Source organism: Roseateles sp., assembly GCF_965229315.1.
Lineage (GTDB): Bacteria > Pseudomonadota > Gammaproteobacteria > Burkholderiales > Burkholderiaceae_C > Pelomonas.
In genome coordinates, this window is the sequence record NZ_CBDDJA010000001.1 from 747,184 (window position 1) to 759,102 (window position 11,919).

Here is an 11,919-nt window from a genome sequence, read left to right on the forward strand (position 1 = left end):
TGCCACCGGCACTTGTCTAGCCAAGTGCTCATGCGCCTATGCGCGCAATGCATAGCCCGTCAGCTTCGGCGCCTGAGGCGTGCCAATCCGCACAGGCCGAGCCCCATCAGCAGCGCCGTGGCGGGCTCGGGCACGGCCGTCGTCACCCAGTTCAGCACCTGCGTGTCGGCCGTGTCGGCGGCCATCGTCGCGTCCAGCCAGGAGCGGTAGCTGGCGAGCTGCACGTAGCCCGAACGCGGGTTGATGTCGTTGCCGTTGGCGTCCAGGTCGCTGATGAAGGCCGAGGCGATGCCCCACAGCGGCGCGCCGCCCGCCAGGCTGGTCACGTGACCCAGGAACAGGCCGCCGCCACTGTCGCCGCCCTGCACGTAGGGGGTGGTGAAGCCGTCGGTGTAGGTGATCAGCCAGTTGGCCGACACCGGCCCCAGCGGGCCGCTGTCGTCGGGGTCCACCGTGGACCAGAACTCGCGGACCTGGCTGAAACCGTAGCCGCGGGGCGACTGGTTGGCGCCGGTGGTCAGCGTGGCGTCGATGGCGTAGCTGCCGCCGGCGGTCAGCGTGTCGGCCACCAGGCTCAGCGACGGCGCGTCGATGGCGGTCGCCAGGCGCACCAGCGTGATGTCGTCCTGCGGGAAGCCGCTGGTGCTGAACGAGTAGACGGCGGCGATGAGGGCGCTGCCATAGCCGTTGCTGTAGGTGTCGCCCACGCCCAGGTTCAGGTGCGAGGCGGTGACCACCCAGTTGGGCAGCACCTGCACGCCGAACGACACCTGGCCGAACTCGGTCGTCGACGTGCCGCCGACGATGGCGCAGGCGGGCGGCGCGGCCAGCAGCCCCGCGCAGGCCAGCACGGATGCGGCCATCCAGGAGGTCAGGAATGCGGTCGGTCGGCGTACGGCTCGGATCATGGAAGCTCTCCCTTTCGGACAGGGCTGGAGTGTGACGCCCCGCCGTGGGTGCCGTCTACCCGTCGTCTACGATCCCGCGATGACCTCGCTGGACCTCGCCCTGCTCTATCTGGTGGCTGCCGTTCTGGGCGTCGTCGTCTGCCGCAGCCTGAAGCTGCCGCCCATGCTGGGCTACCTGGCGGTGGGGGTGCTGATCGGCCCGAATGCGCTCGCGCTCGCGCACGATTCGGCCGGCATCGAGTACCTGGCCGAGTTCGGCGTCGTGTTCCTGATGTTCGCCATCGGGCTGGAGTTCAACCTGCCCAAGCTGCGCGCGCTGCGCACCGCGGTGTTCGGCCTGGGGCTGATGCAGGTGCTGCTGACGCTGCTGGGCGCCATGGCCGGCAACGTGCTGCTGATCGCGGTGTTCGCGATGCTGGGCCGCGCCTGGGACCTGCACTGGCAGGGCGCGCTCGTGCTGGGTGCCGCCATGGCGATGAGCTCCACCGCCATCATCATCAAGCTGATGGCCGAGCGGCTGGAGCTGGAGAGCCCGCACGGCAAGCTCGTCATGGGCGTGCTGCTGTTCCAGGACCTGGCCGTGGTGCCGCTGCTGGTGCTGATCCCGGCGCTGAACAGCAGCGGCAGCGAGATGGCCACCGCGCTGGCCTGGGCCGGCGTGAAGGCGCTGGCGCTGCTGGGCCTGCTGCTGTACGGCGGCCAGAAGGTGATGCGTTGGTGGCTGACGCTGGTGGCGCGGCGCAAGAGCGACGAGCTGTTCATGCTGAACCTGCTGCTGGTCACGCTGGGCCTGGCCTGGATGACCGAGCACGCGGGCCTGAGCCTGGCGCTGGGCGCGTTCGTCGCCGGCATGCTGATCGCCGAGACCGAATACAAGCACCAGGTGGAGACCGACATCCGGCCCTTCCACGACGTGCTGCTGGGCCTGTTCTTCATCACCATCGGCATGAAGCTGGACTGGCATCCGCTGATCGACCACTGGTGGCTGGTGATCCTGCTGACGGGGCTGCCGGTGCTGGTCAAGTTCGCGCTGATCGCCGGCCTGGCGCGGTTGTTCAAGTCGCCGCCGGGCGTCGCGCTGCGCACGGGCCTGTACCTGGCGCAGGCGGGTGAATTCGGCTTCGTGCTGCTGACGCTGGGCGCCGAACACCGGCTGGTGGCGCCGCAGTGGGTCAGCCCGGTGCTGGCCAGCATGGTGCTGTCCATGCTGGCCACGCCCATCCTCGTGATGTACAGCAACCGCATCGTCATGAAGCTGTCCAGCAGCGACTGGCTGATGCAGTCCGTGCAGCTGACCAGCATTGCCAAGAAGTCCATCAAGACCGAGGCCCACATCATCATCTGCGGCTATGGCCGCAGCGGCCAGAACCTGGCGCGTCTGCTGGAGGGCGAACACATTCCCTACATCGCGCTGGACCTGGACCCCGACCGTGTGCGCCAGGCCGCCGCGGCCGGCCAGAGCGTGGTGTTCGGCGACGCGGCCAAGGTGCAGAGCCTGATGGCCGCGGGCCTGGCGCGCGCCAGCGCCGTCGTCGTCAGCTACCACGACACGCCGTCGGCGCTGAAGATCCTGCACCTGGTGCGCGAACATGCGCCGCGCGTGCCGGTGGTCGTGCGCACCATCGACGACGCCGACCTGGAAAAGCTCAAGGCCGCCGGCGCCACCGAGGTGGTGCCCGAGGCCATCGAGGGCTCGCTGATGCTGGCCTCGCACGCGCTGGCGCTGGTGGGCGTGCCGATGCGCCGCGTCATCCGCATCACGCGCGATGCGCGCGACAAGCGCTACGGCCTGCTGCGCGGCTACTTCCATGGCGCCGACGACGACACCGTCGACGAGATCGACCAGGCGCGCCTGGCCTCCGTCACGCTGCCCACCGCCAGCCCGCATGCCGGCAAGCTGCTGGACGACCTCGCATTGCATGCGATGCGTGTGGCCGTGGTGTCGCTGCGCCGCGCCAACGGCAAGGGCCTGCTGGTCGACGGCGCGACGCTGGCCGGCGGCGACACGCTCGTCATCAGCGGCACGCCCGCGGCGCTGGCGCTGGCCGAAGAAAAGCTGCTGGCCGGCTGAGCGCCGCGGGCCGCGGGCCCACTGCCGCCTGCGTGACAAGCGCGCGGCCAGGGCTGCGCCACACTGGCGGCCAGCCCACCAGGAGCCGGCCATGAACTTCGACTACAGCCCCAAGGTCACGCAGATGCGCGAGCGCCTGCTCGCCTTCTTCGACGAGCACATCTACCCGAACGAGAAGCGCTATCTCGACGAGGTGGCCGCCAACCGCCGCGCCGGCAACCCCTGGCAGGCGACGAAGGTCATCGAGGAACTCAAGCCCAAGGCGCGCGCCGCCGGTCTGTGGAACCTGTTCCTGCCCAAGTCCAGCCGCGCGCCCGAGGGCCTGTCCAACCTCGAATACGCGCCGCTGTGCGAGGTCATGGGCCGCGTGTTCTGGGCGCCCGAGGTCTTCAACTGTTCGGCCCCCGACACCGGCAACATGGAGACGCTGGAGCGCTACGCGTCCGAGTCGCTGAAGGACCGCTGGCTGGAGCCGCTGCTGCGCGGCGAGATCCGCTCGGCCTTCCTGATGACCGAGCCGGCCGTCGCGTCCAGCGACGCCACCAACATCGAGTGCCGCATCGAACGGGATACGAGCAATGGCGGCGACGAGGTCGTCATCAACGGCCGCAAGTGGTGGAGCAGTGGCGCCGGCGACCCGCGCTGCGCCGTCTACATCGTCATGGGCAAGACCAGCCCCGACGCCGGCCGCCACGAGCAGCAGTCCATGATCGTCGTGCCGGCCGACACGCCCGGCATCACCGTGCTGCGCCCGCTGTCCGTGTTCGGCTACGACGACGCGCCGCACGGCCACATGGAAGTCGAGCTGAAGAACGTGCGCGTGCCGGCCGCCAACATCCTGCTGGGCGAAGGCCGCGGCTTCGAGATCGCGCAAGGGCGCCTGGGCCCCGGCCGCATCCACCACTGCATGCGCTCCATCGGCGCCGCCGAGCGCGCGCTGCAGCTGCTGTGCGAGCGCGCCATCGCCCGCACGGCGTTCGGCAAGACCATCGCGCAGCAGACCGTCACGCAGGAGCGCATCGCCGAGTCGCGCTGCATGATCGAGCAGGCGCGCCTGCTGACGCTGAAGGCCGCCTACATGATGGACACCGTGGGCAACAAGGTCGCCAAGGCCGAGATCGCGATGATCAAGATCGTCGCGCCCAACATGGCGCTGCAGGTCATCGACTGGGCCATCCAGGTGTTCGGCGGCATGGGCGTCAGCGACGACACGCCGCTGGCCATGATGTGGGCGCACCAGCGCACCTTGCGGCTGGCCGACGGCCCGGACGAGGTGCACCGCAACTCGCTGGCCAAGCTGGAACTGGCCCGCCACATGAAGCTGCCGGCCGACAGCGTGCGCATGCCGGTCACGCGCGGCGGCTGAGCGCCGACGCGGCGCCGTCCGGCACGCCGGGCGCGGCCGATGCGGCACCATGGCGGGTCGAGCGTCAACAGGCGCCAGGAGCCTGCCATGGTCTACGACATCGAGCACATCACCGAATACCGCTTCCACCGCCCGGTGGAGCTGGGTCTGCACCGGCTCACCTTCCGCCCGCGCGACGGGCACGACATGCGCGTGCTGGCGACCGAGCTGGTCATCACGCCCACCGAGCAGCGCGTGGACCTGGTGCACGACGTCTACGGCAACTCCGTCGCGCTGGTGCTGCCGGCCGCGCAGGCCGAGCGGCTGCAGGTCGTCTGCCGATTCACGGTGGAGCACCTCGGTGCCGAGGGCTTCAACCAGCCGGCCGCCAGCGAGTCGGCCTGGATGCCGCCGCCCTACTCGATGTCAGAGCGGCTGTCGCTGACGCCCTTTTTGCTGCCGTCGTTCGACGATCCCAACCTCGTGCTGCGCACCTGGGCGCAGCCCTTCGCCGAGGCGGCCGAGAACGGGGGCGGCCCGCGTGCCGTGGTGGCGCAGATGTGCCAGGCCATCCGCAGCGGCTTCACCTACGCCGCGCGCGAGGCCGAAGGCGTGCAGACGCCGCGCGAGACGCTGGCGCTGGGCAGCGGCTCGTGCCGCGACTTTGCGACGCTGATGATCGACGCACTGCGCCACCTGGGCATCGCGGCGCGCTTCGTGTCGGGCTACCTGTATTCGCCGCCGGTGGTGTCGGTGGTGCCGATGGCGCCACCCGCCGCGGCACCGGCCGACCCCACCGCCATGCCGCTGGGCGAAGGTGCTGCCACCATCGCGCCGCTGACGACGGCGGACGTTGTCGCAACGGCCACGCCGCCCGACACCGCGGCGCCTACAGCACCCGCCGCAGCGGCCGAGATGACGCTGCCGGTCGCCGAGCCGGGGGACGCCGCGCCCGCGCTGCCGGTGCCTGACGTCACCCACGTCGGCGGCGGCGCGACGCACGCCTGGGTGCAGGTCTACCTGCCCGACTGCGGCTGGTTCCCGGTGGACCCCACCAACAACCTCATCGGCGGCACCGACCTGATCCGGCTGGCCGTGGCGCGGGAGGCGGCCGAGGTGTCGCCGCTGAGCGGCACCTGGTGGGGGGCGCCTGAGGACTTCGAGGGCATGAGCGTCACCGTCAGCGTCACCGCGCGCGGCTGAGGCCGCTGGCGCGGGTCAGCCGCGCGCCTTGGCGAGCACGAAGTCCGGGTGGATGTCGCGCACGCCGTGCCGCGCGAAGGCGATGCGCACCACCTCGGCGCTGCACAGTTGCACCTCGCCCCAGCCAAAGCGGCGCACGCGCACGCGCTGGCCCGCGGTGAAAGCGGCATGGGCGGCGCGTGGCGCGGGCGACGGGTCCGGCACGGCCGCCGGTGCCGCGCGCTCGTCGGCCAGCAGCCGCTCGAAGCGCGCGCAGCTGTCGCAGTGCCCGCAGCGGCTGGCGCCGTCGTCCAGCGTCTCGCCGAAATGCGCCAGCACGCCTGCCCAGCGGCAGTTGCCGGCCTTGGCGTACAGCACCATCGCATCCAGGCCGTCGCGGCCGCTCTGCTGGCGCTGCTGCGCCGCGGCCTCGGCCGCGTCGACGATGGCGCCGGCCTCGCGGCGCCGGGTGGGCTGCAGGCCGGTGGCCTCGCTGCCGCGCAGTGCACGCACCGAGCGCAACGCCGCCAGTGCCTGGCCCAGGCGGCGTTGCGGCATGCGCACCATGTCGGCCAGCGCGGTGGGCAGCCAGCCGCGCTGCGGCGTCTGGCTCACCAGGGCCTGCCAGACCGCGGCCAGCTCCTCGCGGCTGGGCGCCTGGCCGCCGGCGAAGAACTGCTGCAGCGCGCGGTCGCCCTCGCGGAACAGCAGCACGCAGTCCGCGCGCTCGCCGTCGCGGCCCGCCCGGCCGCATTCCTGCACATAGGCCTCGATGGACGCCGGCATCTGCGCGTGCAGCACCAGGCGGATGTCGGGCTTGTCGATGCCCATGCCGAAGGCGTTGGTCGCGATCATCAGGCGCGTCTCGTCGCGCATGAAGGCCTCCTGCGCGGCCACGCGCTCCCGGGCCGGCAGCTTGCCGTGGTACAGGCCCACGGCCAGGTCGGCCTCGCGCAGCTGGCCGTGCAGCGTGGTGGCCTCGCGCACGGTGGCGCAGTAGACGATGGCGCTGCCGGCCCCGCTTTCGTGCAGTGCCTGCAGCCGGCGCTGGATGAACGCGCGGCGCTGGCTTTCTGTCTGCGGCAGCTCCACGGCCAGCCACAGGTTGGGGCGGTAGACGCCATGGCACAGGATGCCGTCGCGCGGGATGTCCAGCGCCGCGGCGATCTCGCGCTGCACGGGCGCCGAGGCCGTCGCCGTCAGTGCCAGCACAGGGGGGCGGCCGAGCGCGCGCCGGGCGTCGCGCAGCGCGCTGAAGGCGGGGCGGAAGTCGTGGCCCCACTGCGAGATGCAATGCGCCTCGTCCACCACCAGCAGGCCCACGCGCTGCTCCTGCAGCAGCCCCAGCGTGCGTGCGTCGGCCAGCCGCTCGGGCGTCGTGAACAGCACACGCACGGCGCCGCGCGTCAGCAGCGCCTCGGTCTGCAGCCGCGTGTTGGCGTCCAGCGCCGAGTGCAGCTGCCGCGCGGCCACGCCGCGCTCGACCAGCCCGTCGCACTGGTCCTTCATCAGCGCGATCAGCGGCGAGATGACCACCGTCAGCGTGTCGCCCAGCACGGCGGGCAGCTGGTAGCACAGCGACTTGCCGGCGCCGGTGGGCATGACGGCCAGCGTGTTCTGCCCCGCCAGCACGCGGGCGATGACCTCCGACTGGCCGGGGCGCAGCGCCGCCAGCCCGAACACGCGCTTGAGCGTGCGGCGCAGCTTGGCCGGCGCCACCGGTTCGCGCGGCGGCAACTGGGCGGGCGGCGGCGCGGGGCGGGGCGAGTCCTCGCGCGGGCCCGCGGCGCGGATCACGCGGCCCGCGGCGGTCATGACGGCGGCGCTCATGCCTTGGCTCCGGCGCGGATGGCCAGCAGCGCGGTCACGCGCGTCAGCACCTCGGGGCTCCAGCCCATGCCGAGGTGGCTGGCCTGCACCTCGATGTCGCGCGCCAGCGGCCAGCGCGCGGTGTGCATGCAGGCCTGCCACGACACGACGCCGTCGCGGCGGCTGTACAGCGAGATGGTGGGCACCGGCGGCGGCTCGGCCAAGCGGTCGCGCAGCGCGTGATGCTCCTGCGCGTGGCGGCCGTTGAGCAGGCGGAACAGCCAGCCGACGTGGGTGTCGTCCGGCCCGCCACTGAACGGCGTGCCGATGGTGATGACGTGGGGCACGCGCTCCGGCAGGCGCTTGGCCAGCTCGCGTGCGTAGAAGCCACCCAGGCTCCAGCCGACGAGGCTGGCCTGATCGGCCGGTGCGATGCGCTGGTGCACGGCCTCGGCCAGCTGGTCCAGCCATGCATCCACGTCGCCCTGCGGGCCGCGGTTCACGCCCTGGCCCCAGTCCAGCGCGCGAAAACCCGCGCGCTCCAGGTGGCGGCGCAGCGGCCACAGCGACACGCTGTCGGTGCCCAGCCCCGGGAACAGCATCACCGTGCGGCCCTGGCCCACCTGGGCGGGCTTCTTGCGCCACAGGTTCAGCGCTTGCAGCGCCTCCAGCGTGGCGCGCACGGGCTCGGATGCCAGCAGCGACAGCGGCGGCCGCCGATGGGGGGTGATGGCGGCGGCACCGGGCACCAGGGCGGCCTTGGCGTTCAGGGGCAGCGAAGAGGATGTCATGGCAGTCACGGCAGCGCCGCATTGCTTGTCGGTGCCGCCATGCTCCGGTGCGGTCCCGCGGCCCGATGCCAGCAAGCAGCGACAGCGGCTGTAGGACGATTGCCGGGGCCGCAGAATCGCCCGGCTGTAGCGCGGCGCTTTCCTACACGCAGGGCGGCGCACACCTCGCAACATCGCCTCCCATCATGAATGCCGCCCTCAAGCCCTATCTCGCCGCGCTGATCGTCATGGGCGTCCTCGACGCGCTCTGGCTCGGCGTGCTGGCCAAGGACTTCTACCGCCAGGAGATGGGCGAGCAGATGGTGGCGCAGATCCGCTGGCTGCCGGCGCTGCTGTTCTACCTGGCCTACCCGGCCGCGCTGGTGGCGCTGGCGCTGTACCCGGCCGGCCAGCCGCTGGGCACACAGATCGCGCGCGCGGCGCTGGTCGGCCTGGTGGCCTATGGCGTGTACGACCTCACCAACCTCTCCACGCTGCGCCACTGGCCGGTGCGCCTGGCGCTGGTGGACACCGCCTGGGGCACGTTCGCCAGCGCGGTCACCGGCGCGGCGGCGGCCTGGGTGGCGCAGCGCTTCGCCTGACGGTGCCGGCAGCATCCCGGTGTGCGGGATGGATTCGCGGCGCCGGGGCGTGACAATCCACGCATGGCCAAAGCAGCACCCCGACTCAGCCCCGAAGAAATCAAGCGCGTCATCGCCACGGCGTGGGACGACAAACCGCCCTACCGCCGCGTGCTCATCGAGCATGGCATCGGTCATGGCGAGCTGGTGGCCTTGCTCAAGCGCGAGCTGACGCCGCCGGCCTACAAGCTGTGGGCCGCGCGCAGCAAGACGGCCAAGGGCCCGGTCTCCAAGGCGACGTGGCCACACGGGCGCTGACGCGCCGCGGCGCGCTGGCGCTGCTCGGCGCGGCCGGCGCCACGCTGGGCGCGGGTTGCAGCGAGTCCAACGGCCGCGGCGCCAGCCGCATCGACACCGCCTGGCACCGCGCCGACCTCGTCGACAACCTGCTGCCGCGCTGGCTGGCGCACGCGCCGCTGTCGGCAGGTGGCTTCCAGCTGTCGTTCGACCGCCGCTGGCAGCCGCAACCCCAGCCCGAGCTGGAACTGACGGGCCAGTCACGCCTCGTGTTCGCCTTTGCGGCGGGGCACGAGATCACGCAGGACGCGCGCCACCTCGACCTCGCGCGCCGCGGGGCGGACTTCCTGCTGGCGCACTTCCGCGACCCGGTGCATGGCGGCTTCTTCCACACGGTGGCGCCGGATGGCAGCCTGCGGGCCGGCATCAAGCGCGCCTACGGCCACGCGTTCGCGCTGCTGGCGCTGGCCGAGCTCTACCGCGTGGGGCGCGATGCCCGGCACCGCGAGGCCGCGCTGCACGCCTGGCGCGACATCCAGGCCGGCTTCTTCGACGCCGCGGGCGGCCTCGTCAACGAGTGCAACCGCGACTTCCGCCCCTTGCCGGGCGGGCGCACGCAGAACCCCGTCATGCACATGTTCGAGGCGCTGCTGCTGCTGCACGAAGCCACCGGCGACAAGGCCGCGCTGGCCGGCGCGCGGCAACTGGGCGACTTCGCCGCGTACAAGCTGCTGCAGGGCCAGGCCGAGGCGCAGGGCGGTGGCGCGCGCATCCCCGAGTGGTACGACGGCGCCTGGCAGCCGCTGCCCACGCGCGAGGCCGGCGGCTACATCGACCTGGGGCATCAGTTCGAATGGAGCCACCTGATGACCAGCGGCGTCGCCGTCTCGCCCGTCTACCCGCAGGTTGCCGAGCGCGTGCTGACCTATGCGCTGGCCACCGGCTACGACGAGATCGACGGCGGCTGTGGCCAGCGCGCCTTCCCCGACGGCGCCAAGGCCGACCCGAGCAAGGGCTGGTGGCAACAGGCCGAGTGCCTGCATGCGATGCTCGTCGCTGCGCAGGCCACGGGCCGCAACGACTTGTGGCGGCGCTACGAACAGACGCTGGGCCTCGTCAAGGCCGAGCTCGTGGACGCCGAGCAGGGCGGCTGGCGCGCCGCCGTGGCCCTGCCCTGCAAGAGCGGCCACTGCCGCGACGAACAGCCCGACCCGTATCACATGACCCGCCTGCACCAGACCGCGCTGCGCCTGGCGGGCGCACTGCCCGCGGCCCGGCCGGCTGCCGCCTGATGCCCGCCGCGGCCCGCCGATCGGCGACGATGTCGCCTCCCGCTCCAACGAGGCCGCCATGGACCCGCCCGCCCACCAACTGACGATGACCGTGCTGATGACGCCGGACACGGCCAACTTCTCCGGCAACGTGCACGGCGGCAACATCCTCAAGCTGCTGGACCAGGTGGCCTATGCCTGCGCGAGCCGCTACGCGGGGCGCTACGTCGTCACGCTGTCGGTGGACCGCGTCATCTTCCGCCAGCCCATCCACGTCGGTGAGCTGGTGACCTTCCTGGCCTGCGTGAACCACACCGGCACCTCGTCCATGGAAGTGGGCATCAAGGTCGTGGCCGAGAACATCCGCACGCAGGTGACGCGGCATGTCAACAGCTGCTATTTCACGATGGTGGCCGTGGGTGACGACCACAAGCCCGTGGCCGTGCCGCCGCTGCGGCCGTTCACGCCCGACGAGCAGCGCCGCCATGCCGCCGCAGTCGCCCGCAAGCGGTCCCGCGACAGCCTGGAGACCCCGCCCGATGCCCCCTGAACTCCATCTCGCCCTGCCGCAGACCGCCACGCTCGGCGAAGGGCTGCAATGGCATGCCGCCACCGGCCGCTGGTGGTGGACCGACATCGAGGCCAGCACGGTGTACGCCTGGACGCCCGGCACGCCGGACACGCTGCGCCTGCGCCTGCCCGAGCGCGTGGGCAGCTTCGTGCACTGCCGCTCGGGCGCGCTGCTGCTGGGCATGGCCAAGCGCCTGGTGCGGCTGAGGCTGGCCGACCCGCAGGCCTGCGGCGACGTCGCGGTGCTGCCTGACCTGGAGGTCATCCTGCCGGTCGAAGCCCTGCTGCCCACCACGCGCATCAACGACGGCCGCTGCGACCGCGCCGGCCATTACGTCTTCGGCACGCTGGACGAAGCCCGCCCGCGCCAGGCCATCGGCCGCTTCTACCAGTACTCGGCCACGCACGGCCTGCGGCCGCTGGCACTGGGCGGCGTGGCCATCGCCAACAGCATCTGCTTCAGCCCCGACGGGCGGCTGATGTACCACTGCGACACGCTGACGCGCCGCATCATGGTCTGCGACTACGACGCTGAAACGGCCGGGGTGTCGGCACCCCGCGTGTTCGCGCAGAAGGACGTGCCCGACTGCTGGCCCGACGGCGCCACCATCGACGCGCAAGGCTGCCTGTGGAATGCCGAGTGGGGCCATGCCAGCGTGGCCCGCTACGCGCCGGACGGCGTGCTGCTGTCCCGCCACGCGGTGGCGGCGCCGCACGTCACCTGCCCGGCGCTGGGCGGCCCGGGGGGCGACCAGTTGTTCGTGACGACAGCCCGCGAGGAGATGAGCCACGCGCAGATCGCCGCGCGGCCGCTGTCGGGCAGCCTGTTCGGCATGACCGTCGACGCGGGGCTGCACCTGCCCGAGGTGCTGTTCAACGATTGATCGGCTTGCGCACCCAGGCGGCCATCCAGTCGGAGCCTGACAGCACGCGGCGCGAGCGCCACATGTCGTCCGGCGGCAGCGCGTCCGGCAGCGGCTTGCGCGGTGTGGCCACGCGGCGGACCGGCTCGGTCACCTCGGGCGAGAGGTTGAAGTGGTGAAGGCGTCGCATGCGACCTCCTCGTGCATCGGGACAGGGCCACTCTAGGCAGCGGCCTATCAAGCCGGCGTCCA

General features: G+C 72.1%; 12 protein-coding genes. 8 read left to right on the top strand and 4 right to left on the bottom strand.

Annotation, left to right across the window (positions count from 1 at the left end; translation table 11 throughout):
• Window positions 1-59: 59 nt before the first annotated feature.
• The gene (locus ACO07H_RS03500; protein ID WP_422011159.1) at window positions 60-908 is read right to left on the bottom strand and encodes a PEP-CTERM sorting domain-containing protein; all 849 of its coding nucleotides are present in this window, start codon (window positions 906-908) and stop codon (window positions 60-62) included.
• Between the two features lie 79 nt (window positions 909-987).
• Here ACO07H_RS03500 and ACO07H_RS03505 point away from each other — a divergent pair, with 79 nt between their 5' ends.
• The 3 genes from ACO07H_RS03505 to ACO07H_RS03515 all read left to right on the top strand — a co-directional run bounded on the left by ACO07H_RS03505 (window position 988) and on the right by ACO07H_RS03515 (window position 5,527).
• Window positions 988-2,979 (top strand): cation:proton antiporter, encoded by a 1,992-nt coding sequence (locus ACO07H_RS03505; protein WP_422011161.1) that lies wholly within the window; start codon window positions 988-990, stop codon window positions 2,977-2,979.
• A gap of 91 nt (window positions 2,980-3,070) precedes the next feature.
• Window positions 3,071-4,345 (top strand): acyl-CoA dehydrogenase family protein, encoded by a 1,275-nt coding sequence (locus tag ACO07H_RS03510; RefSeq protein ID WP_422011163.1) that lies wholly within the window; start codon window positions 3,071-3,073, stop codon window positions 4,343-4,345.
• A gap of 87 nt (window positions 4,346-4,432) precedes the next feature.
• Complete coding sequence (locus tag ACO07H_RS03515) at window positions 4,433-5,527, top strand: transglutaminase family protein (protein WP_422011165.1); 1,095 nt, start codon at window positions 4,433-4,435, stop codon at window positions 5,525-5,527.
• 15 nt (window positions 5,528-5,542) lie between these two features.
• On the opposite strand, the gene ACO07H_RS03520 is transcribed toward ACO07H_RS03515, so the two are convergent.
• Together ACO07H_RS03520 and ACO07H_RS03525 are read right to left on the bottom strand one after the other, a co-directional pair.
• Entirely contained in the window at window positions 5,543-7,336 is a 1,794-nt protein-coding gene (locus tag ACO07H_RS03520) for a RecQ family ATP-dependent DNA helicase (RefSeq protein ID WP_422011167.1), read from the bottom strand.
• Window positions 7,333-8,106, bottom strand: a complete 774-nt coding sequence (locus ACO07H_RS03525; RefSeq protein ID WP_422011169.1) for an alpha/beta hydrolase — start codon at window positions 8,104-8,106, stop codon at window positions 7,333-7,335. The genes ACO07H_RS03520 and ACO07H_RS03525 overlap by 4 nt, the downstream gene beginning before the upstream one ends.
• 185 nt (window positions 8,107-8,291) lie before the next feature.
• On the opposite strand from ACO07H_RS03525, the gene ACO07H_RS03530 reads away from it, so the two are divergent.
• From ACO07H_RS03530 to ACO07H_RS03550, 5 genes are all read left to right on the top strand, one after another.
• A complete protein-coding gene (locus tag ACO07H_RS03530) occupies window positions 8,292-8,687 on the top strand; it encodes a DUF2177 family protein (RefSeq protein ID WP_422011171.1) in 396 nt (131 codons plus the stop codon).
• A gap of 63 nt (window positions 8,688-8,750) precedes the next feature.
• Entirely contained in the window at window positions 8,751-8,984 is a 234-nt protein-coding gene (locus tag ACO07H_RS03535; RefSeq protein ID WP_422011173.1) for a DUF2805 domain-containing protein, read from the top strand.
• Window positions 8,966-10,255 carry an AGE family epimerase/isomerase gene (locus ACO07H_RS03540; protein WP_422011175.1) on the top strand — a complete coding sequence of 430 codons (1,290 nt, stop codon included), beginning with the start codon at window positions 8,966-8,968 and terminating at the stop codon, window positions 10,253-10,255. The genes ACO07H_RS03535 and ACO07H_RS03540 overlap by 19 nt, the downstream gene beginning before the upstream one ends.
• Window positions 10,256-10,313: 58 nt before the next feature.
• The gene (locus ACO07H_RS03545; protein WP_422011177.1) at window positions 10,314-10,784 is read left to right on the top strand and encodes an acyl-CoA thioesterase; all 471 of its coding nucleotides are present in this window, start codon (window positions 10,314-10,316) and stop codon (window positions 10,782-10,784) included.
• On the top strand, window positions 10,774-11,688 hold the full coding sequence (locus ACO07H_RS03550) for an SMP-30/gluconolactonase/LRE family protein (RefSeq protein WP_422011179.1): 915 nt from the start codon (window positions 10,774-10,776) through the stop codon (window positions 11,686-11,688). Before ACO07H_RS03545 ends, ACO07H_RS03550 begins: the two co-directional genes overlap by 11 nt.
• Here the strand turns inward: ACO07H_RS03550 and ACO07H_RS03555 are convergent.
• Window positions 11,678-11,857, bottom strand: coding sequence for a hypothetical protein (locus ACO07H_RS03555; RefSeq protein WP_422011181.1), 180 nt, complete (start codon window positions 11,855-11,857; stop codon window positions 11,678-11,680). The two genes, ACO07H_RS03550 and ACO07H_RS03555, sit on opposite strands and share 11 nt — an antisense overlap.
• Between the last annotated feature and the right edge of the window lie 62 nt (window positions 11,858-11,919).

Bases quoted from the DNA above. Each gene is read 5' to 3' on its own strand.
- ACO07H_RS03555 (WP_422011181.1), bottom strand. From the start codon at position 11,857: ATGCGACGCCTTCACCACTTCAACCTCTCGCCCGAGGTGACCGAGCCG.
- ACO07H_RS03515 (WP_422011165.1), top strand. From the start codon at position 4,433: ATGGTCTACGACATCGAGCACATCACCGAATACCGCTTCCACCGCCCG.
- ACO07H_RS03545 (WP_422011177.1), top strand. From the start codon at position 10,314: ATGGACCCGCCCGCCCACCAACTGACGATGACCGTGCTGATGACGCCG.
- ACO07H_RS03505 (WP_422011161.1), top strand. From the start codon at position 988: ATGACCTCGCTGGACCTCGCCCTGCTCTATCTGGTGGCTGCCGTTCTG.
- ACO07H_RS03530 (WP_422011171.1), top strand. From the start codon at position 8,292: ATGAATGCCGCCCTCAAGCCCTATCTCGCCGCGCTGATCGTCATGGGC.
- ACO07H_RS03535 (WP_422011173.1), top strand. From the start codon at position 8,751: ATGGCCAAAGCAGCACCCCGACTCAGCCCCGAAGAAATCAAGCGCGTC.
- ACO07H_RS03520 (WP_422011167.1), bottom strand. From the start codon at position 7,336: ATGAGCGCCGCCGTCATGACCGCCGCGGGCCGCGTGATCCGCGCCGCG.
- ACO07H_RS03500 (WP_422011159.1), bottom strand. From the start codon at position 908: ATGATCCGAGCCGTACGCCGACCGACCGCATTCCTGACCTCCTGGATG.
- ACO07H_RS03550 (WP_422011179.1), top strand. From the start codon at position 10,774: ATGCCCCCTGAACTCCATCTCGCCCTGCCGCAGACCGCCACGCTCGGC.
- ACO07H_RS03525 (WP_422011169.1), bottom strand. From the start codon at position 8,106: ATGACATCCTCTTCGCTGCCCCTGAACGCCAAGGCCGCCCTGGTGCCC.
- ACO07H_RS03510 (WP_422011163.1), top strand. From the start codon at position 3,071: ATGAACTTCGACTACAGCCCCAAGGTCACGCAGATGCGCGAGCGCCTG.